This is a genomic window from Parapedobacter lycopersici (genome assembly GCF_040395035.1).
Lineage (GTDB): Bacteria > Bacteroidota > Bacteroidia > Sphingobacteriales > Sphingobacteriaceae > Parapedobacter > Parapedobacter lycopersici_A.
Genome location: NZ_JBEBRB010000036.1, coordinates 1 through 25889, shown reverse-complemented (window position 1 = coordinate 25889; position 25889 = coordinate 1). Strand labels below are relative to the sequence as shown.

Here is a 25889-nt window from a genome sequence, read left to right as displayed (position 1 = left end):
ACGCGGTGCAGCACGCGAAAGCATATTCCTGGCTCCAGTTCCGCTCGGCCATGGTTCCGCTGGTCAGCGTAGCTTCGCGGATGGTGACCTGGGTACTGATGATCGGTGTGCTTCTGGCGGCTTTTTCCGGAAACATCTGGGTGCTGGCCATCGGGGTAGCGGCATTGGCCGTGACCACACTATTCAGCTTTGTAACCCTGCCGGTGGAATTCGACGCTTCCAAACGGGCACTGGCGTGGCTCGACAATAAAGGCGTTACGCACAGCAGCGCCGAACATGACGGCGCTAAGGATGCGCTGTGGTGGGCGGCCATGACTTACGTGGTAGCGGCACTGTCATCCCTGGTTACCCTGCTGTATTACGCCAGCATGCTGCTGGGTCGCCGCGACTAACGCACGTAACGCATCAAGAACATAAAACCTGTCCGCAACCGGACGGGTTTTTTTGTGCGCTGGATTTTGTACCTTTGCACTTCGTTCATTTTTACAATAATAACGGATCATGTTTCAGAATTTACAGGATAAGCTGGACAGGGCCTTTAAGGTACTAAAGGGCCAGGGAAATATTACCGAGATCAACGTGGCGGAAACCATGAAGGAAATCCGCAAGGCGCTGCTGGACGCCGACGTAAACTACAAAACGGCTAAAGCATTTACCGATGAGGTAAAACAGAAAGCGCTCGGCCAGAATGTGCTCACCAGCATTTCCCCCGGACAGCTGCTTACCAAGATCATGAACGATGAGCTGACCGAGCTCATGGGCGGTTCAGCTACCGAGCTGGATTTGTCCAAAAACCCTACGGTCATCCTGATTGCCGGACTAAACGGTGCGGGTAAGACCACGTTCTCCGGCAAGTTGGCTAAACAGCTAAAGGAAAAAAGGGGAAAGAAACCGCTGCTGGTGGCCGGCGACGTATACCGGCCGGCGGCTATTGACCAACTGCAGGTATTGGGTGAACAGATTGATGTGCCGGTATATGCCGATAAGGAATCCAAAGACCCGATCGCCATTGCACAGGCGGGCGTGGCCGAAGCCAAGCGCAACGGACAGAACGTGGTGATCGTCGATACGGCCGGGCGGCTGGCCATCGATGAAGCGCTCATGAATGAAATTTCCGCGGTAAAGGACGCCACGCAACCCCACGAGATCCTATTCGTGGTGGATGCCATGACCGGGCAGGATGCGGTAAACACGGCCAAGGCCTTCAATGACCGGCTTGATTTTACCGGCGTGGTACTTACCAAACTGGACGGCGACACCCGAGGCGGGGCTGCATTGTCCATCAAGTCCGTTGTAAACAAGCCGATTAAGTTTATCGGTACCGGCGAAAAGATGGAAGCACTTGATGTGTTTCACCCCGATCGGATGGCTTCGCGTATCCTGGGCATGGGCGACGTGGTTTCGTTGGTGGAACGGGCACAGCAGCAGTTCGACGAGAAGGAAGCCGCCGAATTGCAGCGCAAGATCCGTAAAAACAAATTTGACTTTAACGATTTCCGCAGCCAGATCCAGCAGATCAAAAAGATGGGCAACATGAAAGACCTGATGGGCATGATCCCCGGGGTAGGAAAAGCCATTAAGGATGTGGATATTGACGACGATGCCTTTAAGCCCATTGAAGCGATCATCAACTCCATGACACCCTACGAAAGGGAAAATCCGGATGTCATCGACCAGAAACGGCGTGCACGGATTGCCCGTGGATCGGGCACGGAACTGGCCGAGGTAAATAAGCTGATGAAACAGTTCGGCGATATGCGCAAGGTGATGAAGCAAATGTCAAACCCAGCAGCCATGGCCCGCATGATGCGGGGAATGCCCAAGATGCCGATGGGCAAATAACCCACCGGCAACAGGCACATAAGCTTAACTTTTTGATTTCAGTGGAATCAGCCGGACAATGCGGCTGTTATCCTTCACTTTCTTATCTTCAATAACCAGGTATAGGAATTGGTCGGGACCGACTTTCACGTCGCGGATACGCCCAATATTTTCGAGCAGGCGTTCATCGTGTACCGCTACCCCGTTCTTGAGTACCGTACGGCTCAGCCGGCCCTGTATCATCGCGCCAATAAACACATTGCCATCCCAGCCCGGATACATATTGCCATATACAAAATCAAAACCGGACGGGGCAATGGAAGGTATAAAATGGGCTGCAGGTGACACCATACCTTCGCGCGCGGTATCCTGTGAGATCAGTGTGCCATCGTAATTCCGGCTGAACGTAACCAATGGCCAGCCGAAGTTCCCTCCGTACGTTAGGCGGTTAAGTTCCGATCCACCCATTTCGCCATGCTCCGTTTCCCAGACCTCGCCCGTCTGGGGGTCCGTGGTCAGCCCCTGCGGCTGGCGGTGCCCATAGGTATATATTTCCGGTAACGAGCCGGTACTGTCGACAAACGGATTGTCGGCGGGAATGCTGCCGTCGTCGTTAAGCCGCATCACTTTTCCGGAGGCGTTCGATTTATCCTGAACCGTCAGCCACCGGTGCCGGTCGTCAATGGTACGCTGGCCCACGGTGATGTACAGGAACCCTGCCGGGTCAAACGTAATCCGGCTGCCATAGGTTTCGCCTCCCTCCTTAAACGGGCCCGCCCGGTACAGCTCTTCGCCGTTCACCAGTTTATCCCCCTCCAGCCGTCCGCGCATCAACACAGTATAACCGCCATCCGTATCGGTGGGCTCGATGTAATAGGTCAGGTAAACCAGTTTATTGGTACTGAAGCTGGGGTGCAGCTTGATATCGCGCAGTCCGTTGGGTACATCCCCACCAATGGGTGTAGCCTGCAGCTTGCCGTTTTTGACCTGCAGCAGCCCTCCCTCCCGTTCGGTAATGAGCATCCTGTTGTCGGGCAGGAAGGCGATACCCCAGGGCCGTTCGAGACCACTGACTACGGTATCGGCCATAAATACCAATTCTTCTGATTGAATTGCGTTGCGCACCCCCTTCGGCAACGGGATATAGTCGCTGTGCAGTGCCGGATCAATGGTAAATTGCTCCGCCGGCAGGTATCTGTTTACTGCGTCTTCCGGCTTTACGTTATTTTTGGCATCGTATATTTTTCGCAGGTAAGCCACCAATTGCCAACGCTGGTCATCGTTCAGCGAACCTTTATATGAAGGCATAGGACCCTTCCCTTCGGAAATTTTCCAGAATATCGCACCATCCGTCTGTTTTTGGAATGCCGGTAAGTGGAAATTAGCCGGCTTCACTTCAAACTCCGCGCCCATGGTACCATCGCCCTGCCCCCGCTCGCCATGGCAGGTTGCACAGTATGTCGCGTACAGCGTTTCTCCCTGATCCAGTTCCGGCGAAGCGGTCCTGATCGGATTCTTAAGCGTATCGGCCCACTCGGGCGCCTGCCAGGCATTGGCATCCGCGGTTTCCCCACCGGCTCCAAACTGGCATGCCCAGCATAACAATAACCCACCCACGCACAGCGTGGCCGCAAAAGTGGTCTTCTTCATGAATTTATGTTGTTTTACAAAGTGCTTGTTTAGTTTGCATGATGCAATATTAATCCGAAATTACGGATGATAAATGGATTTTATTCAAAAATCAATGATCCAAATTTTTCCATCTGGTGAAAACTTCCCCGAACACCGGGGGTAGTCCGCTGCCACGTCCACGATGCATATCCCTGATCGTAATCGATCCGGTAGCAATTGGCTTTCCATACCGTTCCGGGTTCCGGGCGGCCCTGTACCATCGGGCTTAGCAGCTGGAAGGGGATAAATAATTCGCCGGTCCAGCCGGTTATCGCCGCACCGCTTACCCGTTCACCTCCTTGTACTGACGTGGCGTGAACTACTTTGCGTCCTTCTCCATATCCACTGGGTCGCCAGCCGCTAAACTTCCCGTCGATATTGACAATCAGCAGCGGCAGTTCGTAGTTCAGCGGAGAAAGCTCATATTCCAGGTAGATGGGCAGGGAGGGGTCGGGGCGCAAAAAGACCTCCACGACATCTTCCCTGAACAGCGATCCGAAATCTTCCTCGATCGTGGCATTAAGCTGCTGGTCTTCACATTGGAAAAGAAAATAGATTCCTGTTTCGGAATAAAGCGTTTTAATTTTTGTTTCGTAGGATACCCTGCCTTCCTGCATGGGCAGCATCACCCACTCGGCTTGTTCCCATGCGGCTGACTGCCCGGTACCATCCACCTGGAAATCGGCTGTCCGGCTCACGCGGAGCTCCGGCTCGACGGGTTTATCCTGGTGGGAAGGTAAATTTCCCACCAGGCTCCATACCAGGTTTATGCATATAAACAACAGTGTCATTGATGAAGCTGATTATTCAACATCCCACCATAACAGCGTATATGGGCTGTCATTGCCATCCAGGTACTGGCTTACCGCCTCATCCACCGCTGCCTTGCTGGCATTGGTAATTGACGTTGGATAGGTAAGCCGTCGGATAAACGCCCCTTCCGGGATCAGGCCGCCGCTGTAATTCACCACATTCGGATATACCTTTGGATAGCCCGTCCTCCTGATCTCCGCCCAAGCTTCGCGGCCCTCGGGATAGATGGCGAGCCATTTCTGGATCATTATGCGCTCCAGTTTCTCGTCGGCGCTTGCACCTTCATCCCATTTCACTGTAGTATGCGTCAGGATGCCGCCGTTATTGTCCGGATTTTTGGGGTCGGTATAATCCGATGGGACAGCCGTTGCATTATTCAGGTAATCGTCTACTCCGCCGACGTCATTCAGGTCAAATGACGCACGGACGCCGGACTCATAAAACTGCTGGGCCGTGCCGCCCATGTTCCAGCCCTTCAGCGCACCCTCCGCCCGCAAAAAGTAACTCTCGGCACCGTCCATGATCTTCACCGGCGTAGTCTGCTGGAAATTCGGTTTCGAAAAATTAACATAGGTATCTTTCAGGGAAATGTCTATTCCGTTCCGGATACCGATGTACTCGCCCTCAACGGCCGGGTCAACGGCAGGTAACGCATAAGTTTCCAGCCGCGGATCGTTGTATCCTTTCAGGTAGCTGACAATCGTAGCCCCCATCCGAACATCCGACCACGCATTGGACATCTGCTCCAACGGATGGGTCGTGGGCGCAATGACAGCGAAGGAACCGTCTTCGGCGGTCAGCACCCCAAAGGGATGATTCACTGCAGCCTCTGCTTCCGTCCGGGCTTTTTCGGGATTCACATTGGAGATTCGCATGGCCAGCCGCAGCCGCAGCGTATTCGCCATCCGGATCCACTTTGCATAGTCTCCTTTATATAACGACTGGTCAAACCGGGCGAAACGAAACTGATCACCATCGGGGCTTTCATTTTCCGCGGTGGTTAGTGCATCAACAGCCCAGGCCAGGTCTTCGAAAAAAGCATTATAGGCCGCTTCTTCGGAATCAAACGAAACCTCACTCGCAGACCCGTATTGTGTATAAGGAATGGGGCCGAATACATCGACCAGTCGATGACCGACAAAGACCTTACAGATGAGCCCGATGGCGTACAGATCAGGGTATTTGACATCATTTTCTTCTTTCTTTGTTTGCAACCAGGGGTTCAAAACGGTTTCTGAGGGCCTCGACCACACCGGGCTGTTCCAGGTATCGGACATGGCATAGGTCCGGTTCTGGATGTTTCCCTGGAACGGGGTTGGCGATGACAAGTATCCGCTGAATGCGTCGCCGTTGTGGTTGTTGTCTCGTTGATAATTTGCGGAGCCGGTCGCGATAACGATGTTATTCATCATTCCCGGCAATAACATACCGCCTTTTACGCCGTCGGTTTCAGCGAGTTCGTCCGAAAATTGTTTCAGGTCGCCATTTTCATACCGGTCAGTACAGGCGCTCACCAATACCAACGATATGGCGCATAGGAGGGTCTGTTTGCCTTGGCGTATTATGTTGTGATATCTTTTCATTTTTCTAAGTCATTAATGTTAAAACGTAGCCCTCAATGAAACACCGTAAGAGCGGGTAGATGGCAGGTTAAATCCTTCCAGCCCCTGCAGTCCGTTGGCTGGCGCAATACTGACTTCCGGATCAAACGGTGCTTCTTTGTGGAAGAAAAAGAGGTTGCGCCCCACGAAGGAAATATTCAGATCTTTAATTCCCTTTGCAAACTGCGGGAACCGGTAGCTCAGGCTGAGTTCGCGGAGACGGATGTTAGTCGCGTCAAACGTGTAAAGCTCCGCAGCCCCCTGCTGTCCGGTACCCGATATCCGCTTAAAGTAAGCTTCCGCGTCCACCAGGTTGCCGTTCACCATTACGCCGCCGGCATTACGGGCGTCGGCGGTACGCTGCGACAGTCCCTTCCAGTCACGCCATGTTTCGGTAACGGATACAATTTCTCCTCCCCAGCGGCTGTCGATCAGGAATCCGAGGGAAAAGTTCTTATAAGCAAACGTATTATTGAAGCCGGCAAGGAAATCCGGGTTAGCGTTGCCGATGTATTCGTCGGGGTTAGCCGACAGCACCGGCAGGCCGTTGTTATCGGTAACTACCGTTCCATCTTCATTGTATTGTATCCGTTTGCCATATAGATCACCGTACGACCCGTAATTTCCGTTTTCCGGACGTGTCAGGAACAATTGCACCTGGCGGGTCGCATCAATGGACGTCAACACAAACCGCGGTGTGGTCAGCAGATCGCTCAGCTGCACAATCTGGTTGATGTTGCGCGAAAAGTTGATGCTCGGTGTCCATTGGAAATCGCCTTCACCCACCTGGTAGCTGATCAACCCTTCAAATCCCTTGTTCCGTATGGTACCCCCGTTGATATAAAATTCCGATGCGCCAGACCCTGCGGGAGCACCGATCGTAAATACCTGATCATATGTTGTCGCGTTATAGTACGTTAGGTTTACCGACAGTTTATCCCGCAAGAGCCGGAGTTCGGCGCCCAGCTCAAACGACCGGGTACGTTCGGGTTTCAGGTCGACGGTGTCCGTGCCGTTGAAGTAAGGTAACGTTCCCCTTGGGTTAACGTTCTCATTGTTATCTATCGAATAGGGAGGGCGGTAATTCGCCACACCAAACGGCAGCGTATTGCCCACTTCCGAATACGAAGCCCGTAATTTGGCGAATGAAAGCACGTCGCTGGACCCAATGGATTCGGTCAGGACATAGGACAGTCCGACGGAAGGGTAGAAAAAGGGCAAATTAACCGTATTACTCCATTCGTTCCGGCCGGTCACGTCGAGGTACAGCATGGATTTATAACCGATGTTTGCCGACGCAAAAACGGCCTGGTTCAGGGTCTTCCTCAGGCTTTCCGATGCATCGAACGGAAACTGCAGTGCTGCTACCGAGAAATAATTTGCATATGAAAGTCCGGATGCCGTTATACTGCCCAGATTGGTTGCAGACGTTTTAATATACGTGTTACTTGCGCCCAGCGTTGCGGAAAGAGAAATATTATCCCCCAAGTTATCGTTCGCAGTCACCAATACATCGGAGTACCATTGGTCCGTGCTGGACGTATTTTTGGTATAGTCCCCGTTTGCGGAAGCCTGCAGCGGATCCGTCGTAGCAAAGAGCCGCTGTTCGTAACGGTCCTGCACGCGGTCATACGTAGTCCGGGCCTGGATGTCCAGCCAATCGGTCAATGCATATTTTGCTGTAAAAGCCGCGATGGTGCGCTCCCGGATCATATCGTTCTGGTTGCGGTGCTGAATCCAGTACGGATTTTGGTTAGAGCTGGCCTCATTCACGATATAGGGCCAGTTTTGCCGGTATAATTTCCGTACGGGATCCCAAGTTTCAAAATGATTGGCATCGTATTTTGAAAAATCATCTCCCGTCGGGAATAAATACAGGCTGAATATAGGGCTTAGGTAGTAGCCCGATTGCGGACGGTTGTATACGCCCTGGTTAATGTAATTTACAGACCCATCCAGTGAAAGTTTATCGTCAAATAATTGGGTGGTTGCCCTTAAGTTAAAGTTGTTCCGGTTCAGCCGGTTTTCGGGGACGATGCCTTTCGCATGCGTGTTGCCGTAGGAGAAGTAAACCTGTCCGATTTCGCTGCCGGTGGAAATGGAAAGGCTGTTCAGGTAATTGGCACCGGTATTGAAAAAGTCCGGGATATGCGAGTTTGCACCATTGGTAATGGCCGGCCCCCAGCTCTCGTTGCTTACGCCCGGCTCACGCTGCCCGTATCCAGTCTGGTTTTCGGGTAAGCCAATCGGGTTTTCAAATGTCGCTGTTGAGGAGAACTGAACCGTGGAACTGCCCTTTTTACCTTTTTTGGTGGTGACCAGGATCACCCCGTTTGCGGCCTGGCTGCCGTATAGCGCTGCTGCCGAAGCGCCCTGAAGCACCTGTACGCTTTCGATATCCTCCGGGTTCAGGTTGGAAATGGCGTCACCGTAATCCTGTTGGCTGAACAGCGTATTGCTCGACGTGCTGGACGCATTGTTCATCGGTACACCGTCAATGACATATAACGGCTGGTTGGATCCTAAAATGGACTTGTTTCCCCGTAGCAACACCCGTGTGGATGCTCCCGGACCGCCACTGCCTTTCGTAATGACGACACCTGCCGCCTTACCTGCCATCGAGTTCATAAAATTGGGGTCCTTAACGCGGTTTAACTCTTCTTCGGAAACGTTCTGCGTGGCATAGGTAAGGCTCCGCGTGCTCCGCTCCAAACCCAGTGCGGTAATCGTGACCTCACCCAATGTCTGTTCATCGCTTTGCAGGATAATCTGGATCGTCGATTGATTGTTAACCTGGATTTCCTGGGTGAGAAATCCGATGGAACTCACTACCAATACGCCGTTGGCGGGAGCATCGATGGTAAATTCTCCCGCCGCATTGGTATAGGTTCCGTTTTGTGCCCCTTTGACCTGAACGGTCACCCCTTCAATAGGCTGTCCACTGGCGTCTGTAACCCTTCCGCTTACATCAACCGCCGGCGGATTTTCAGGCCGGGTATCGACGACCCTGATGGGTTCGGGCGCTTCGCGGATCAATACCGTTTTTCGCTCAATGCTGTAGGTGAAAGGCTGGCCGGCCAGGCAGATCTCCAACGCTTCTTCCAACGGTGTGTTATTGAAATTGACACTTACCGTTTTGGCCGATTGCAGCCGACGGGCCGACCACAGCACGTTATATCCGGTCTGTTTGCGGATCTCACTGAACACCTGTTCTAACCGCGCGTGCGCATTACGGTAGGTAATTTCCTGCGCATATCCATGAGCGCTTACCTCCATCATGGTGACCAGTAATATGGCAATGCTGAGTTTCATCACAATCCAGGATTTGTGTAGCATACCCACGGTGCTATCCGCAGGCTTTTTCATAGAAATTTTATACATTTGGTTGTCTGTTTTAAAAAAGTGATTCTTTGTTGAAGCAAGACATTTGATGCCGGGGGCGTCGCAACCGCCCCTGGCTTTTTGCCTATAATATGAGGGAAACCCCGGTTAGGGGGGCACCTTTCTTTTCATACACTATATTCCGGTTAGTTTACTGTGTTGCACACGGCCACATTTGTCATTGACCGGCATAAATAAAGATGGTTCTTCCCTTGACCTGAAAGCGCACATCTCCTGTTTTTTCCAGCATGCGCAGCACCGTGGTTACGTCATCAAAACGGGATACGGATCCGCCGAAGAGTTCTTCCTTTGGCTGGCTGTCTTCGTATACCACCTGTACGTCATACCAGCGGGCTATTTTCCGCATCACGCTTTCCATGGATTCATTATTGAAGACGAAGAGTCCATTTTTCCACGCGACGACATCGTCGGGATTGACGGCACTGACGCCGACGGTTTTACTGCCGGGAGCTATCACTGCCTGTTGTTTAGGCTTCAGCATGGTACCGTGCGGCGCGGCCGCTCCGGAGGAACCCGAGCCAGCAGGGGTTATCCGTACACTGCCCTCCAGCAGCGTCGTGCGGGTTTCGCTGTCATCGCCGTAAGCCTCGACATTGAAATGCGTACCCAACACCTTCAGTTCCTGGTGTTCGGAAACGACGTAAAATGGCTGGTTGGACCGGTGGGCTACCTCAAAGTAGACTTCGCCCGTGATGCTTACCCGGCGTTCTTTGCCGGTAAACGCCGTGGGATACGTAATGGATGACTCGGCGTTCAGCCATACTTTCGTGCCATCCGATAACGTGACGGTATACTGACCACCGCGGGGCGTCTGCAATACGTTCTGTCCACCTGCCGCCGACTGGCCATTCTCGCGGTAGGTAATCTGCCCATTCTCCAGCTTAACGACATTTGCGTTCCCCTGCACAGCCAGATTGCCCTCCCCAACATCGTCAAGGCTTATTTTCGAACCATCGGAGAGGGTCAGCACAGCCTCTCTCCCTCCGGGGACGATCGGTGTTGCCCCACCGTCGGCAGCAGCCGTCTGCTTTTCACTTTCCGAATTGCTGTAATAATAACCATATAGGCCTGCCAATACCAAAATAAGCACGGCTGCTGCAGCTGCCACCGGCTTCCAAAGCGGTCGCCTGATTGGGAGCAAAGGCTTCATGGCCGACCAAGCGCGCTGCTGCGTATCGTTCACCAAATCCTCCTCTGGATAGGCTTCCTCGCCCAATTCAGCAAACCACGCCTCCACCAACCGCCGTTCTTCAGCCGTACAACGTCCTGTCCGGTACTTTTCCAATAAGTCTTGAGCACTTCGTTTTGTCATACCACACCGATGTGATTGTTAGTTGTAGACGAATTCCGCCGGGTCAAAGGGTATAGGTTTCAGAAAAAATACCCGATCACCGCCAAAAAATAAACTCCGATATTGAGCCGCATACGCAAAATTCGCAGGGCTTTTTTTACGTGAGTACGCACCGTCAGCTCCGATAGTTCCAGTTTCTCTGCAATCTCCTTATGGCTCAGGTTTTCGTACCGGCTCATCTCGAATACCTCACGCATCTTGGGGGGAAGGGCCGATATTTCCGCCTCAATAAGTGCGGCCAGATCAAGCGATCTTACCCGGTAATCGGTGCCGGTTTGCTCCCGGTCGATAAAACCCTGAAGTGACTGGATGTATTTTTCGCGCACCTGCTGGCGGGCAATGACATCGAGAATCCGGTTCCTGACGGCGGTATACAGGTAAACAGCCAGGTTGTCATTGGTTAACGAAAGACGCTCTCGCCGTACCCACAAGGTGGTGAACAGCTCCTGTACCACATCCTTCGCCTGTTCCGCGTCGCGGAGTTTTTTATAAGCATGGATAAATAACAGCCCGTAATAGCGATGAAACACCGTGGTAAAAGCGGCGGCATCTCCACGCTGCAATAAAACGACTAATTCCTGGTCAGATAAGTTTGTCTGCAATGACATCACCTTTAGGTATTAAACAATGTTCCAAAAGCCAGTCAAAACCGGCATATAAAAATAGCAACAGCTGCATGCACAGCTATTGATTTTAAGCCGGGAGTTAACAGTTAAGATAAAGTTAGTAAACTTCGTAAAGCGTTACCTGTCATAATTTGGTTACTCTTTTATTACTGGCTGTCAAACTATAGACGGGCACCCGGCGGGGAGGGGGTATACTCCCCGGAAAAAAATACCGCATGCGTCAAAATAATAAATTCCGTATCTTTGAACCATGGACGACCCGGCGCAACTTACGGAATTTGGTAAAATCCTCCTCATGGGGATTGTGGGTGCGCTGCTGGTTTTGTTTACCCTGCTATTGGGTAAAATCATCTCACCAAAGAAGCCGACCAAAGAAAAGCTGAGCACGTATGAATGCGGCGAAGAAGCACAGGGAAGTTCCTGGATTCAGTTCAATGCCCGGTTTTACGTCATCGCCCTGGTCTTTTTATTATTTGACGTCGAATTAATCTTTATTTTCCCCTGGGCTACGGTTTTTGGTCAGGCGGATTTTATCTCAGCCGACCCGCGGTGGGGATGGTTCACTTTACTGGAGATGTTTGTCTTCGTGGGGATACTGATTGTGGGGTTGGTATATGTATGGCGGAAAGGCGACCTGGAATGGATCAAACCCCGGGTAATAACACCCCGGGTGCAGGTCAATATTCCCGGTGCGGCCTATGACCGGTTAAACCGGGAACGGTATCGGGTACAGCCGTTTGAGCCGTTGCGACCGTCCGAAATAAAAGAAGCATCGAAAACGGAGGCTCCCGAAACCAAAGCCCCGGCCTTCAAACCCAGATTCAAGAAACCCGGAACAACACCATGAGCATGAATAAACAGCTGGAAAGCAATGGAGTGGTCATCGCCAAACTGGATGACCTGCTCAATTGGGCCCGGTTATCGTCTATGTGGCCGATGAGTTTCGGTATTGCCTGCTGCGCCATTGAAATGATGGGGGCCATGGCTGCGACTTATGACTTGGATCGGTTCGGCGTTTTCCCAAGGCCCTCGCCCCGGCAATCGGATGTGATGATCATCGCCGGAACCGTGACCTTCAAGATGGCCGACCGCATCCGGAGGCTATACGAACAGATGCCCGATCCCAAATATGTGATTTCCATGGGCTCCTGCTCCAATTGCGGCGGACCGTATTGGCAGCATGGATATCATGTGGTAAAAGGGGTCGACCGGGTTATTCCGGTAGATATTTACGTGCAGGGCTGCCCTCCACGGCCCGAAGCATTGATCGGTGCGTTCCTGGAATTACAGAAAAAAATCGAGCAGGAGCACATCATCGCCGACAAGCTGCAATCAACACACGCTTAACCTTCATAAACATTCCAAATCACCTATGGCAAAAGATTTTTATGGCGAATTACAATTGGGTATCCTCGGAGGTGGTCAGCTTGGTCGGATGCTGATCCAAGAAGCGATTAACTTCAATGTCAACATCCATATCCTCGACCCGGATAAAAACGCGCCCTGCCGCAACCTTTGCAATCATTTTCAATGCGGTGCCCTAACTGATTTTGACACGGTCTATGACTTTGGCAAGAACCTCGATATGATTACCATCGAGATCGAAAAAGTGAATGTGGATGCACTCGAAAAACTGGAGGAAGAAGGTGTATTGGTTTATCCGCAGTCGCGTGTTATCCGCCTGATACAGGATAAGGGACTGCAGAAACATTTTTTTAAGCAGAATAACATTCCAACGGCGCCGTTCCAGCTGATCTCATCGCGGGAGAACCTATTCAGTACCCCCATGCAATTGCCCTACATCCAGAAGCTCCGTAAAGACGGTTACGATGGCCGGGGGGTAAAAAAACTGGTGGATGAATCCGATCTGGAAACGGCTTTTGACGCACCCAGCCTGATTGAGGAATGGGTGGACTTTGAAAAGGAGCTTGCCGTTATCGTATCGCGGAACGAACGGGGGGACGTGGCGACATTCCCCTGCGTGGAGATGGAATTTAATCCGGAAGCAAATCTGGTGGAGTTCCTGATATCGCCGGCTACGCTGCCTTTTGAAATTCAGCAACGGGCCGAAATGCTGGCGAGAAAAATTGCCGAGGACCTGCAGATCGTCGGCCTGCTTGCCGTAGAATTGTTTCTTACCCGGGATGGGCAATTGCTGGTTAATGAACTGGCACCCCGCCCCCACAACAGCGGACACCAGAGCATTGAAGGCAATTTTACCTCGCAGTTTGCCCAGCATCTCCGCGCCATATTCAATCTGTCACCGGGCAACACGGCAACACGCAGCAACGCGGTGATGGTAAATTTATTGGGCGAGGCAGGACACGAAGGGCTGGCCTATTATAAAGGGGTTGAAGAAATTTTAGCAATGGAAGGTGTATATTTACACCTTTACGGAAAAAAATACACTAAACCCTTCCGGAAAATGGGGCACATATGCATCGTCAACGAAGACCGGGAAGCGGCTATTGAAACAGCCAGAAGGGTACAACAAACGATTAAAGTAATTACATAACAGCGCAAAATGGCAATAGATCAGACACCGGAAGTCGGCATCATCATGGGCAGCAAATCGGATTTGCCGGTCATGCAGGATGCGGTAGATATTCTCACCCGTTTAGGTGCCCGGGTAGCGGTTACCATCGTATCGGCACACCGTACACCGCAGCGTATGTTTGATTATGCCCAGCATGCGGCCGCGCGCGGCCTGAAGGTGATTATTGCCGGCGCGGGAGGGGCAGCACACCTGCCGGGTATGGTGGCTTCCATCACGCACCTGCCGGTCATCGGTGTACCGGTAAAATCATCCAACTCCATTGACGGCTGGGATTCCGTGCTCTCCATTTTGCAGATGCCCAATGGGATTCCGGTAGCTACCGTGGCCCTGAATGCCGCTATGAATGCAGGAATACTGGCAGCCCAGATACTGGCCATATCCGACGCACAGCTGGCCGAACGGTTGCTTCAATACAAGGCCGAACTGGCCAGGAAAGTCGAAGAAACCGCCCGGGAGGTCGAAGAGGCTGCTGCTTCAAGCCGGGCACACTGACTATCCGAACCAGCTATGCTGATGGCAGCTGATAGCCGTTATGGTAGGCGGCTGCCAACAAGCGGTTAGCCTTCTCACTGGTGAAGCGGCCGGCCTTGGCGTCCCAGTAAATTTTTTCTCCCACCCGGTAAGCAATGTTTCCCATCTGGGAAAAAATAGCGATATGTGCACCTGCGGTAATGGGTGCGTTCAGTTCGTCGAGTTTCCGCGAGCGCACCACATCGATGAAATTGGCTGTGTGCTTATCCAGTCCATTATCCTGGCTTTTCCGGAAGGGGACAGCCTCCATCCGGTCCTTTTCAGGAATCACTTCCCACCCTTGCCGATCGAGCACCAGCGTGCCGTTATTGCCTATAAAGGCAACTCCGTGATTACGGCCATACGGCCCGCCATCGATACCATTTGCGTGTTCCCACTGCACACTGAAATCCTCAAATTCGTAGACCGTGGTCAGCGTATCCGGTGTTTCAGCGGCGTCATCCGGATAGGCAAATTTTCCCCCCGAGGCCATAATTGCTTTCGGGGTGGTCGCCTGCATGCCGATTAACGCAAAATCGAGCATATGTACGCCCCAGTCGGTCATCAATCCGCCTGCATAGTCCCAGAACCAGCGGAACTCAAAATGGAACCGGTTCGGGTTAAAGGGCCGTTGTTCCGCGGGGCCCAGCCAGCGGGTGTAATCAACGCCATCGGGCACCGGACCGTCGGGTTTAACCGGGATACTTTTCATCCATCCTTGATACGCCCATGCCTTAACCAACCGGATTTTCCCCAGCTTTCCCGAATGGACAAATGCCATGGCATCGGCAAAGTGCTGCTGGCTGCGCTGCCATTGTCCTACTTGCACGGCACGGTCGTAACGCCGGGCAGCGGCAACCATCGCGTTGCATTCGGCAATGGAGTTGCCCAGCGGTTTTTCCACGTATACATCTTTGCCTGCAGCACAAGCATCCACCAGTTGCAGGCAATGCCAGTGATCGGGTGTCCCGATGATTACAGCATCCACCCGCGGATCGGCGAGCAGTTCCCGGTAGTCGGTATATAATGCCGGACGGATATCCCGTTCCGCAAGTTCGTCCGCCCGTTTCTTTAACACCCGACTATCGACGTCGCAGAGCGCCGTGCAGTGTACATCGGAATTTTTCAGCATAGCGTTAAGGTCGGACCACCCCATTCCGTTTATGCCGATTGCCCCGACATTGATTTTGCGGTCCTGAAAGCGGCCTGTTCCGGATGATAGGATTCCCGGAAAGGCCGAAGCGGTACCGGCCGACAATGCCAACGTTGTCATTGTTCCTAAAAACTTTCTCCGTGTTTCATTCATAATCGGTATGCTAATGGTTTCGACTAAATTAATAAAAAAGTACGGCATTAATTGATTTATATCGGGTTAGCTGCTTGGGTTTTTAATCAAAAAGCCTACATTAGATCAACTATTCGGTATCACAACATGAGTTACGACAGACGAACGTTTATCAAACAGGTTGGCATGGGCCTGGGTGCGGCCTATTGCATGCCCGCATTTTGGGCCTGCTCTTCACCTTCTACAGGCCATGCATCCAAAGAAATAGGGCTGCAGCTGTATACACTGCGTGAGTTGCTCGCAGGTCAGCTGGAAGCCACCTTATCGCGGGTAGCTGAAATCGGCTACAGCCATGTCGAAACATTCGGTCCGGAAATCGGTCCGGAGGGAAAGGTGTCTTTCTGGGGTGCCCCGCTGGCTGATTTCGGTGGCCTGCTTCAAAAATACGGCTTAAAAACATACAGCGGTCATTATAATCTTACGGCTTTCCTAACCCCGGGTGATGGGGATGAAGTGGCGTTAAAGACCTACATTGATGCGGCTGCGGAACTGGGACAGCAATACTTGGTTGTGCCGGTTCCGCCAATGGATCGGATCGGGCAATTTACAGTGAGCGACTACCAATTTATTGCTGATCAGCTTAATAAGGGCGCCGAACTGGCTGCAAAATCGGGACTTAAAATGGGCTATCATAACCATTTTTGGGAGTTCCGGCAGCTGGAGGACGGCAGCAGGGGGCTGGACATCCTATTAACCCGCACGGAAAAGGAAATCGCATTTGAACTGGACCTGTTCTGGACGGAGAAATCGGGGGTAAGCAGCACGGACTATTTTGCAACGTATCCGGGGCGCTTCCCGTTGTGGCACGTCAAGGATATGGATAAGGCCAATACGGCCCCCGTTACGGGACCGGGACAAGACCAGAAGCCGCTAACGGAAATTCTACCATCCATTACCTACGCCGAAGTAGGGACAGGTGCCATTGATTTTAAGCAAATATTCGCGCAACGGGAAACAGCCGGACTGCAGCACCTCTTTGTGGAACAGGACATCATTACGATTGATCCGTTTGAAAGCATCAGGCAAAGTTATGATTATGTTGCTACGCAGTTGCTGAAATAGCGGGTTATTCGATGTTTAAGAGGCGAAACGCAATACGGCCCATAATGCCGCGGCAGAGATGATGCCCCATAACACAACGCCCTGAATCAGCGGACGGAAGCCAACACGTAAAAGTAGCTTTCTGTTCAGTCCACAGCCAATTAGAAATAATGTCAATGTTAACCCGGCTTTCGCAATCCCGGTAAGGTAATGGCTGAAATCACGGACAAACGGAATATAGGTGTTGGCAATCATCGCAAGGATAAACAGCCCGATGAACCACGGGATTTTCACCTTGCGGCTGCTGTTTTTAAAAAGAAAGGCTGACAGCAGCGCAACCGGAATAATCCACAACGCCCGGGCCAGTTTTACGGTTGTGGCCACTTCCAGGGATTGCGTTCCATATTTGCCGGCCGCGCCGATGACAGAGCTGGTGTCGTGAATGGCAATAGCACTCCACAGGCCAAACTGTGCCTGCGACAGGTTAAGGGAATTGCCGATGAAAGGAAAGATAAATAAGGCCAATGAATTGAGTATAAAAATAGTACCTAAAGCTATAGAAATCTGCTTTTCTTCCGCCTTCATAACCGGAGACACCGCCGCGATCGCACTTCCGCCGCAAATAGCCGTTCCGACAGCGATCAAATAAGCGCTTTTCCGATCGATTCTGAGGATTTTTCCCATAAAATAGCCAATAACCAGCGTTCCGATTATGGAAGCTATCGTAAACAAGAAGCCGTCCTCACCCGCTTTCAAGGCATTGGACGCATTCATCCCAAACCCAAGGCCTACCACCGAGATCTGCAACAAAATGTGCGTTGCGCGATGGTTGAGGTGCAAGTAAGGATGACCAATGAATTGTGCAATGACAAGCCCCATTAAAAGTGCGACAGGCGGTGATATGAGTGGAGACAAACAGCATACCACTGCCAATAAAAAGATAACTTCCCTTGTGGTGATGCTTCGATCAAGAAAGCCGTTAAAGCGGCCGGATTTAATAGCCTTTCCAGTGCCCTGTTCCATAATAACGATATTTTACGACAAAGGTCCGTATGGAAAGGGCTGATTAGAAATTGCTATTGGTAATCTGCCATTACTTAAAGTTATAATTGACGGCAAACTTTATAAAGAAATCGGGGAGGGTTTCGGTATTGCCCTGGGCTTGTATGAAGTTGAATTGCCTTTCGATAGCAAGGCCCTTTACATCGATAACGGTACATTCGGCATTCTTTAGCTCCTTGAAAATAGCATAAACCGAAAGAAATGCCAGGGCCTCCGAATTGAGCAGGTAAAGTTTAATACTCTCCGGGCTGTCGAGCTGCATTTCGACGTTCAGATCACCTATTTTTATACCGGATTGCTTGAGCGCGTGTGTAATTACCTCCAATGTTCCCGAACCAGGTTCGCGCAACAGGAAGGAACATTTCAAAAGGTCTTCCGGTTTTGCAACAGATTTTTTAGCCAGTGGATGGCCGGTTTTAGCCACCAATACCAATTCATCTTTCACAAAAGGGGTGTATTTAAAAACCGTGTTTCTTGACTTCCCCTCTATAATGCCGAGATCGATGGTCTTATGCTGTAAAGCCGTTTCAATCAGCTCGGTATTACCGGTTACCAGCTGCACTTTGACCGCCTCAAATTTATGATGAAACGCAGCTAATATCGGTGGCAACAGATATTGGGCCGCTGTTGTACTCGCACCGATACGAAGTGTTCCTGACTTCCTTTGCGTGAAACCATCCAGGTCAAATTCGAGATTTTGGTAAATGGCAAACAGTTGCTCCGCATAATGCAGCAACGTTTCACCTGCCGGTGTCAGTTTAATCTTGGTTCCATTTCTATCGAACAGTTTGACTTTGAAATAACTTTCAATTTCTTTGATGTGCTTGGTTACAGCCGGCTGCGTTATGTACAACGCTTCCGCGGCTTTGGTAAAATTGAGCCTTTTCGCTACGGTATAAAATACCCTTAATCTGAAATCGAACATCCGCTAATTTAGTTTTTCGATATAGACATACGCCAACTTGCCGTGGGCCCACCGAACACCGTCCCACCCTCAGCTACCGAAAGCGATAGACCGTTTCCGTCTGATATACTTCCCCCGGGCGCAGTACCGTGGAGGGAAACTTCGGCTGGTTCGGGGAGTCGGGAAAGTGTTGTGTTTCAAGACAGAAGGCCGAACGGTGGTGATAAATATGGTTGCCCTTGCCACCCTGCACTTCATCCATGAAGTTGCCGCTGTAGAATTGCATGCCGGGCTCTTCGGTGAGCACTTCCATGACAATACCGGTTTTGGGGCCTGTTACTGTGGCAACCGGTTGCAACCCGGAACCTTTCCGCAACACAAAGTTGTGATCGTACCCCTGGCCGTACTGCAGTTGTTCGTGCGCTGCGTCAATGCGTGCGCCAATTGCTTTCGGTTCCCGAAAATCAAACGGTGTACCGGATACGTCGGCTATCTCGCCGGTAGGGATCAGGGTTTCGTTAACGGGTGTGTAGCTATCTGCATGGATCATCAGCACATGGTCCAGGATCGTAGAATCACCCGCCCCGTTGAGATTAAAATAAGCGTGGTTTGTCAGGTTCACCACGGTGGGTTTATCTGTGGTGGCACGGTACCGGATGGCCAGTCCGTTATCAGCTGTCAGCCGGTAAATCACCGTAGCCTCCAACCGTCCCGGAAAACCGGCTTCACCATCGCCGGCAATATACCGCAGCACCAGGCTGTCGGCCGTTGCCTGCTGCACTTCCCACACTTTTCCTGAAAAACCGTTCTTACCGCCGTGCAACGTATTGGGACCATCGTTCAACTCCAGTTGATGCACCTGTCCGTCCAGTGAAAAACGTCCGCTGGCAATCCGGTTTCCGTAGCGCCCGACAACGGCCCCGAAATACGCTTCCCCTTCCTGCTGGTAGTATGACAGATCCCGGTATCCCAGCACCACGTCCACCCGTTTTCCGTGTCGATCCGGCACCTGCAAGCTAACGATGCGCGCACCATAATTCGTAATGGTTACAGTAAGTTCATCGTTGGAAAGGGTATAAAGTTTTACCGGGGTCCCGTCGACCGTGGTTTCAAAATCGGCCGGTGAAACCGGGATCTGGACACCGTCAGCGCGACCAGTGGTGCGGTTGCAGCCCGCGTTCCCCGTGATGATGGCTGCCATTGCCACTATGACACAGCTGTGTTTATTTATTTTCATGCATTTAGTCTTTTAATATTTCCCGCGCGATGATCAGTTGCTGTATTTCCGACGTACCCTCATAAATCTGGGTAATCTTAGCGTCGCGCATGAGGCGTTCCACATGGTATTCCTTTACATAACCGTATCCACCATGGATCTGAACGGCGTCTACCGTTATTTTCATTGCCGTCTCCGAGGCGAAGAGTTTTGCCATGGAAGAGGCTTGGGCATAGGGCAGATCCAGGTCCTTGAGCCTGGCAGCCTTCAGGCATAGGAGCCTCGCCGCCTCAATCCGGGTTGCCATATCGGCCAGCTTGAATTGGATGGCTTGGTGCTGCCCGATAGGCTTGCCGAATGTCCGGCGTTCCTTTGCATAGGCAAGCGCCAGCTCGTACGCCCCTGATGCAATACCAAGCGCCTGTGCGGCGATTCCGATACGACCGCCTTCCAATGCTTTCATCGCAAAGCTGAAACCGAACCCATCGGCTCCAATGCGATTCTCTTTCGGGACTTTTACGTCGTTGAAGTGCAGCGAGTGGGTATCCGAACCCCGGATGCCCAGCTTATTTTCCTTGGGGCCTACCGTAAATCCTTCCGTTCCTTTTTCTACAATTAAGGTATTGATGCCGTGATGATCCTTTTCGGGATGCGTCTGGGCCATCACCAGGTAAGTTGTTGCTGTACTGCCGTTGGTGATCCAGTTCTTCGTACCGTTGAGCAGGTAATAATCTCCCTTATCCACTGCCGTAGTACGCTGTGAGGTGGCATCAGAACCGGCTTCCGGTTCGGAAAGACAAAATGCCCCGATCTGTTTGCCCATGGCTAGAGGCTTTAAGTACTTTTCTTTCTGTGCATCCGTACCATACTTTTCCAGCCCGAAGCACACCAGCGAGTTGTTTACCGAAACCACCACGGATGCGGAGGCGTCTACTTTTGACAGCTCTTCCATAGCGAGTACGTAGGAAACAGTATCCAGGCCCGCTCCCCCGTATTCAGGCGCAACCATCATACCCAGGAACCCCAGTTCACCTAACCGCTTTACCTGCGCTGCGGGGAATTGCTGTTGTTCATCGCGCGCAATTACGCCGGGCTTTAATTCCTGCTGTGCGAAATCACGGGCAACATCACGGATCATACGTTGTTCTTCGGAGAGTTCGAATACCATAATTACCGGGTTTAATACGTAGATGGTGTTACGTGTTAGAAAACAAAAATATAAAATAATCAGGATGCGCCCATATCAAAAACAACGTCTCGTTACCTTGCGTAACGATTAAATGTTACTTTTATAAAAAAACCGAGGGATGAACTGGCTCCTGCTGTATCAGATCGTGTATATTACCATCGTCATCCTGGTGTGTCTGCGGGTCATTTACGACACCCGTAGCACCACCAAGACACTGGCTTACCTGTTGCTGGTGGTTTTTCTGCCATTTGTGGGCATCTTTATTTACTTCTCCTTCGGTATCAATTACCGGAAACGGAAAATGTACAGCAAAAAATTAATTGAGGACGAAAAACTGGACATGCGGTTAAAGCAGGAAATTCTTCGGTCTTCGGCGCAGGCTTTCGCACAGGGAAACGAGGAAATCCAGCCGTTCAGGGAACTGGCACATATGCTGGCCAATAACAGTTTAAGTGCGTTAACTGCTGGAAACGAGGTTAAGCTATTGATTAATGGCGAGAATAAATTCCCTGAAGTTATCCGAGCGATGCAGGCTGCCCGGCATCACATCCACATCGAGTATTACATCTATGAGGACGATGAAATTGGACGGACACTTGAACAACTCATGATTCAGAAAGTACAGGAAGGCGTGATTGTCCGCTTTATCTACGACGACTTCGGCAGCAGCTCCATCCGCAAGAAGCTGGTAAAGCGGCTGCGTGCGGCTGGCGTTCAGGCATTTCCTTTTTCACGGATCATTTTTATTGCGCTGGCCAACCGACTAAATTACAGGAATCACCGTAAAATCATTGTTATTGATGGCCATACTGCCTTTGTTGGTGGCATCAACATCAGCGACAAATACGTGAATACCGCCACGGAGAAGAAGCTGTTTTGGCGCGACACCCACTTGCAGTTGATTGGCCAGGGAGTAAATTATTTGCAGTATCTTTTCCTGTGCGACTGGAATTTCTGTGCCGACGAGCAGCTTCAGCCCAACAAACAGTTTTTCCCACCAGCGGCTTCATTTCCCGTTTCCGGCAACAAGGTTGTGCAGATCGCTGCCAGCGGCCCTGATTCCGACATGCCCACCATTCTGTTTTCCTTATTACAGGCAATCAGTCTGGCTACCCGGGAGCTGCTGATTACCACTCCTTATTTTATCCCGGGGGAAAGCATGCTCGATGCACTGATGATTGCCGCGCTCGGCGGTGTCCGCGTGAAGCTCCTGGTACCCGGTCATTCCGACTCCGTGGTGGTGAATGCCGCAGCACGATCCTATTATGACGACCTACTACACGCAGGAGTAGAAATATATCGATATCAAAAGGGCTTCGTACATGCGAAAACTATGGTGGTCGACCGTAAAATTGCGATCGTAGGCACGGCCAACATGGACCAGCGCAGTTTCGATCTCAATTTTGAGGTGAACGCCGTAGTATACGACACAGCGATCGCGCAACAGCTGGGCGATGTTTTCGATCAGGATCTCCTCCACGCAAGCCCGATTGATCCGCAGTTGTGGGAGCAGCGTCCCCTGCACAAACAGCTGCTGGAAAAAACGGCACGATTAATCTCACCGCTGCTCTAGGTTAATGGCTGTCCATCGTCCAGGGTAGCAAGCAGCCCACCAAGATCGAGCGGTATGGTATACATATCCAATGCGCCATCGGCCTGCTGCGGCCACAGCTCCCGGGGTCGGTCCCAGTATAGCTCCACACCATTCCCGTCGGGATCATCCAGGTACAATGCCTCGGAAACTCCATGGTCCGACGCTCCCGTAAGCGGATAGGCGGCCGCACGTAACCGTTGGTAAATAAAAGCCAGATCCTGTCGCGCGGGATAAACAATGGCCAGGTGGTACAGCCCTACCCCTTGTGGGCTGGCCTTGGGCGCGTCTTTGCTATGCCAGGTATTCAGCCCGATATGGTGATGATATCCACCAGCAGACACAAAGGCAGCCTGCTCACCATAGCGCATGGTCAGCTCAAAGCCCAATACGCCGCAGTAAAATGCCAAAGCGCGCTCGAGGTCGGCCACTTTTAAGTGGACATGGCCGATACGGGTCTGGGCCGGAATAACATAAGAGTCATGCATGATGCTGTGCGTTTATTTAGTTGTAATTGTATCCATCAGCTGCATTACTTTGACCCCATCTGCAGCCGTGCAGGGGTTTGGCGCTCCGTCCAGAAAATGTGCAACTACCCGTTCAATCATGGGCTGTTGAATGTGCGGACCGTGGTCAAAGACAAAACGATCCGTTTTTCCCCCTTTGTGCAGTGTATATTCCTTACCGAAGACCGGAAAGCTGAGCTTACCCGCCGTGCCGATGATCTCACAGAGGTCTTTCGTCTCCTCAGGCGGTACGGTAAAGCTCCAAAGGCCATTGAATAGTACACCGCTTTGGAACCGGATTGCCGCAGCAACGGCATCGTCCGCCGAATATTGTTTTCCCTGATTTAATGCAATGCCTGACGCATAAGTCGGGTCACCGAAGAAATAGAGCATTAAATCCAGTTGATGGGGAGCCAGGTCGTGGAACAGTCCGCCACCGGATATATTGGGGTCGACCCGCCAATTTTCGGCCGACTTGGCAATCATATCGGACTGCAGGGGCTGGAGCATCTGCAGGTTTACCAGCCGGACTTCGCCAATTGCTCCGCTTGCTAGTTCCCTTTTAATCTCATTAAAAAAGGGCAGGCCCCGACGATAATGGGCGACCGTCAGCTTAACGCCCGTTTGTTCAGACGCTTGGCGCATCTGGATCGCGGATGCTGCGGTCAGGGTCATTGGCTTTTCCACATAAACGGGTTTCCCTGCCAGAAGGGCCGCAATGGTATAAGCTTCGTGGTACAGCGGTGGTGTCGCTACGTATATGGCATTTACCTCCGGATCATTAATCAGGTCATATCCGTTGTCGTACCATCTCGGCACGCCGTGTCGCATGGCATAGTCGCGGGCTTTCGCTGCATTACGACGCATTACTGCCACAAGGGTCGAGCGCTCCACGCGGTTAAATGCAGGTCCGCTCTTTATTTCCGTGACATCGCCGCAGCCGATGATGCCCCAATTCAATTTTTCCATAGTCCCGATTCGTATTTGGCTGTTATCCGTTAAATTTATTCCTCTTCTTCCAGTTCCAGCAGGCGCATCCGAAACGCATTCATTGCTGTAACGCCCAGTTGTTGGGTTAAGCGGTAATTGACTACTGCACCAACGGCAGCCCCGATTATCGGGATCAGTTGGGCCATTTTTGCCAAGTCAATATAGTCCCGATACTCAAGCTGAAATGTGCGCCAGTCAAAATGATCCACGTCATCAGGCAGGTCCGCCGCGTAAGTGTCCCAATGAATGATCCGTTTGTATACCTCTTCCCTGTGTTTGTGACTCGAAAACGCCAACTGAAATACAGTTAGCAGAAAGAGCCGCTCCTTGTATTGTTTCACATCAAAACCGTACGTCGCCGCAATATCAAAAAGCAGTTTCATTTTAATCGTCAGCAGTGCCGGAAAATCGGCGATACCCATCAGCAAACCGCCTGCACCCGTCACGGCACCTTCCACCGAAGCCGTTCTTTTGTAGGTTTCCATCAGGCGCAGCACATATGCCTCACGCAGCTGGAAACTCCGGTGTTCTTTGGGTCCGGGTACAGTATACCGCGCGCCAAACAGCACCCCTTTCACCATCTTTTCAATGGCAAAAGTAATTGCCTGATGTACTTTCTCCGGAATCAGGTTATTGATTTTCGTCTGGATATTCTTTGCCCATACACTGCCTTTGGGTTGTGGCCGCGTCATGCGGTGCTTCCAGAAAGCCAGTTCTATCAATACTTTTTCCCTGTATTGCGGTGTCATTTCGGCATTGTCCCTATTGTGCTTCACAGATTTCTGGTGTAACGTATACCTGCCTTTGAGTTCCGGTACCGCAAATCGTTACGTTAAAATTACATTATTTTCTCTGAAATTTAGTTCCCGCTTTTATTTTCCGCAAAATCTACTAACTTTGTAGACATACAGATTGTTTTTTAATATTTAACAGTAAGGAGGACAAAATATGAGTTTAAGATTAGGAGATACCGCACCGAATTTCAAAGCGGTAACGACAGTAGGAGAGATTGACTTCTACGATTACACCGAGGGAAGCTGGGTGGTATTATTCTCACACCCTGCAGATTACACACCGGTATGTACGACTGAATTAGGGCGCACCGCGCAATTAAAAGATGAGTTCGATAAGCGCAACGTTAAAGTATTAGCCGTGAGTGTCGACCCGATCGACGACCACAAGGGCTGGGTAAACGATATCAACGAAACACAGCAAACCGAAGTGAATTTTCCTCTGATTGCGGATGAGGACCGGAAAGTATCGGAATTGTACGATATGATCCATCCGAATGCGTCCGCTACGGCTACTGTCCGGTCGGTATTCATCATCGGCCCCGATCGTGCCGTTAAATTAATGATTACCTACCCCGCATCCACAGGCCGCAATTTTCAGGAAATTCTTCGGGTGATCGATTCCCTGCAGCTTACTGCAAATTACAGCGTGGCTACGCCTGCCGATTGGACACATGGCGAAGACGTTGTCGTATCACCGGCAATTGCCACCGAGGATATTCCCGCTAAATTCCCGAAAGGACATAAAGTTATTAAACCGTACCTGCGGACGACTCCTCAACCGAATATTTAAACGGATTTACGCCGTTCACACTCGGTAAATAAAGAAAGCGGTTGGCCCGTCCGGGCCAACCGCGTTCGTTATAACAAGTTCACATCAGCCCAAAAAAACCTTGACCCTA

General features: G+C 51.4%; 23 protein-coding genes. 9 read left to right on the top strand and 14 right to left on the bottom strand.

The genetic code is table 11. The features are described 5' to 3' along the window. Together ABWO75_RS08840 and ffh are read left to right on the top strand one after the other, a co-directional pair. Positions 1-392 (top strand): zinc metallopeptidase (locus tag ABWO75_RS08840; protein WP_353184663.1); only part of this gene is annotated, 392 nt, incomplete at its 5' end. A gap of 109 nt (positions 393-501) precedes the next feature. Then, positions 502-1842 carry a signal recognition particle protein gene (ffh, locus tag ABWO75_RS08835; RefSeq protein WP_257659071.1) on the top strand — a complete coding sequence of 447 codons (1341 nt, stop codon included), beginning with the start codon at positions 502-504 and terminating at the stop codon, positions 1840-1842. A 24-nt stretch (positions 1843-1866) separates the two neighbouring features. Here the strand turns inward: ffh and ABWO75_RS08830 are convergent, their stop codons facing one another. The 6 genes from ABWO75_RS08830 to ABWO75_RS08805 all read right to left on the bottom strand — a co-directional run bounded on the left by ABWO75_RS08830 (position 1867) and on the right by ABWO75_RS08805 (position 11267). Beyond that, a complete protein-coding gene (locus ABWO75_RS08830) occupies positions 1867-3471 on the bottom strand; it encodes a PQQ-dependent sugar dehydrogenase (protein WP_353184661.1) in 1605 nt (534 codons plus the stop codon). Positions 3472-3551: 80 nt separating this feature from the next. Further along, on the bottom strand, positions 3552-4283 hold the full coding sequence (locus ABWO75_RS08825; protein ID WP_353184659.1) for a carbohydrate-binding family 9-like protein: 732 nt from the start codon (positions 4281-4283) through the stop codon (positions 3552-3554). Positions 4284-4295: 12 nt separating this feature from the next. Further along, the gene (locus ABWO75_RS08820; RefSeq protein ID WP_353184657.1) at positions 4296-5888 is read right to left on the bottom strand and encodes a SusD/RagB family nutrient-binding outer membrane lipoprotein; all 1593 of its coding nucleotides are present in this window, start codon (positions 5886-5888) and stop codon (positions 4296-4298) included. Positions 5889-5906: 18 nt separating this feature from the next. Next, positions 5907-9287 carry a SusC/RagA family TonB-linked outer membrane protein gene (locus ABWO75_RS08815; protein WP_353184655.1) on the bottom strand — a complete coding sequence of 1127 codons (3381 nt, stop codon included), beginning with the start codon at positions 9285-9287 and terminating at the stop codon, positions 5907-5909. 178 nt (positions 9288-9465) lie between these two features. Continuing rightward, positions 9466-10620: a FecR family protein gene (locus ABWO75_RS08810; protein ID WP_353184653.1), complete on the bottom strand. Its 1155-nt coding sequence runs from the start codon at positions 10618-10620 to the stop codon at positions 9466-9468. Positions 10621-10679: 59 nt separating this feature from the next. Continuing rightward, entirely contained in the window at positions 10680-11267 is a 588-nt protein-coding gene (locus ABWO75_RS08805) for an RNA polymerase sigma-70 factor (RefSeq protein ID WP_353184651.1), read from the bottom strand. 268 nt (positions 11268-11535) lie between these two features. On the opposite strand from ABWO75_RS08805, the gene ABWO75_RS08800 reads away from it, so the two are divergent. Genes ABWO75_RS08800 through purE form a run of 4 tightly spaced genes read left to right on the top strand, consistent with a single transcriptional unit; the run spans position 11536 to position 14334 of the window. Then, the gene (locus ABWO75_RS08800; protein ID WP_353184649.1) at positions 11536-12132 is read left to right on the top strand and encodes an NADH-quinone oxidoreductase subunit A; all 597 of its coding nucleotides are present in this window, start codon (positions 11536-11538) and stop codon (positions 12130-12132) included. Continuing rightward, positions 12129-12632: an NADH-quinone oxidoreductase subunit B gene (locus ABWO75_RS08795; RefSeq protein ID WP_257659079.1), complete on the top strand. Its 504-nt coding sequence runs from the start codon at positions 12129-12131 to the stop codon at positions 12630-12632. The genes ABWO75_RS08800 and ABWO75_RS08795 overlap by 4 nt, the downstream gene beginning before the upstream one ends. Positions 12633-12657: 25 nt before the next feature. Continuing rightward, positions 12658-13800 carry a 5-(carboxyamino)imidazole ribonucleotide synthase gene (locus tag ABWO75_RS08790; RefSeq protein WP_353184646.1) on the top strand — a complete coding sequence of 381 codons (1143 nt, stop codon included), beginning with the start codon at positions 12658-12660 and terminating at the stop codon, positions 13798-13800. 9 nt (positions 13801-13809) lie between these two features. Further along, complete coding sequence (gene purE, locus ABWO75_RS08785; RefSeq protein ID WP_353184644.1) at positions 13810-14334, top strand: 5-(carboxyamino)imidazole ribonucleotide mutase; 525 nt, start codon at positions 13810-13812, stop codon at positions 14332-14334. 13 nt (positions 14335-14347) lie between these two features. Here purE and ABWO75_RS08780 read toward each other — a convergent pair whose 3' ends face one another. Next, on the bottom strand, positions 14348-15625 hold the full coding sequence (locus tag ABWO75_RS08780; RefSeq protein WP_353184642.1) for a Gfo/Idh/MocA family protein: 1278 nt from the start codon (positions 15623-15625) through the stop codon (positions 14348-14350). 159 nt (positions 15626-15784) lie between these two features. Here ABWO75_RS08780 and ABWO75_RS08775 point away from each other — a divergent pair, with 159 nt between their 5' ends. Continuing rightward, positions 15785-16759 carry a sugar phosphate isomerase/epimerase family protein gene (locus ABWO75_RS08775; RefSeq protein WP_353184640.1) on the top strand — a complete coding sequence of 325 codons (975 nt, stop codon included), beginning with the start codon at positions 15785-15787 and terminating at the stop codon, positions 16757-16759. A gap of 15 nt (positions 16760-16774) precedes the next feature. Here ABWO75_RS08775 and ABWO75_RS08770 read toward each other — a convergent pair whose 3' ends face one another. The 4 genes from ABWO75_RS08770 to ABWO75_RS08755 all read right to left on the bottom strand — a co-directional run bounded on the left by ABWO75_RS08770 (position 16775) and on the right by ABWO75_RS08755 (position 21088). After that, positions 16775-17761, bottom strand: coding sequence for a YeiH family protein (locus ABWO75_RS08770; RefSeq protein ID WP_353184638.1), 987 nt, complete (start codon positions 17759-17761; stop codon positions 16775-16777). Between the two features lie 70 nt (positions 17762-17831). Further along, positions 17832-18725, bottom strand: a complete 894-nt coding sequence (locus tag ABWO75_RS08765) for a LysR substrate-binding domain-containing protein (RefSeq protein WP_353184636.1) — start codon at positions 18723-18725, stop codon at positions 17832-17834. Between the two features lie 73 nt (positions 18726-18798). After that, the gene (locus ABWO75_RS08760) at positions 18799-19941 is read right to left on the bottom strand and encodes an aldose epimerase family protein (RefSeq protein WP_353184634.1); all 1143 of its coding nucleotides are present in this window, start codon (positions 19939-19941) and stop codon (positions 18799-18801) included. Between the two features lie 4 nt (positions 19942-19945). Further along, positions 19946-21088 carry an acyl-CoA dehydrogenase family protein gene (locus tag ABWO75_RS08755; protein WP_353184632.1) on the bottom strand — a complete coding sequence of 381 codons (1143 nt, stop codon included), beginning with the start codon at positions 21086-21088 and terminating at the stop codon, positions 19946-19948. A 139-nt stretch (positions 21089-21227) separates the two neighbouring features. Between ABWO75_RS08755 and cls the strand changes: the two genes are divergently transcribed. After that, complete coding sequence (gene cls, locus ABWO75_RS08750) at positions 21228-22682, top strand: cardiolipin synthase (RefSeq protein ID WP_353184630.1); 1455 nt, start codon at positions 21228-21230, stop codon at positions 22680-22682. Here cls and ABWO75_RS08745 read toward each other — a convergent pair. The 3 genes from ABWO75_RS08745 to ABWO75_RS08735 are packed head-to-tail and all read right to left on the bottom strand — an operon-like array spanning position 22679 to position 24972. Then, the gene (locus tag ABWO75_RS08745; RefSeq protein WP_353184628.1) at positions 22679-23188 is read right to left on the bottom strand and encodes a VOC family protein; all 510 of its coding nucleotides are present in this window, start codon (positions 23186-23188) and stop codon (positions 22679-22681) included. The two genes, cls and ABWO75_RS08745, sit on opposite strands and share 4 nt — an antisense overlap. A 12-nt stretch (positions 23189-23200) precedes the next feature. Then, positions 23201-24175, bottom strand: a complete 975-nt coding sequence (locus ABWO75_RS08740) for a Gfo/Idh/MocA family protein (protein WP_353184626.1) — start codon at positions 24173-24175, stop codon at positions 23201-23203. A gap of 35 nt (positions 24176-24210) precedes the next feature. Beyond that, a complete protein-coding gene (locus ABWO75_RS08735) occupies positions 24211-24972 on the bottom strand; it encodes an EcsC family protein (protein ID WP_353184624.1) in 762 nt (253 codons plus the stop codon). A 172-nt stretch (positions 24973-25144) separates the two neighbouring features. On the opposite strand from ABWO75_RS08735, the gene ABWO75_RS08730 reads away from it, so the two are divergent. Then, a complete protein-coding gene (locus tag ABWO75_RS08730; protein WP_257659092.1) occupies positions 25145-25780 on the top strand; it encodes a peroxiredoxin in 636 nt (211 codons plus the stop codon). Positions 25781-25889: the final 109 nt, after the last annotated feature.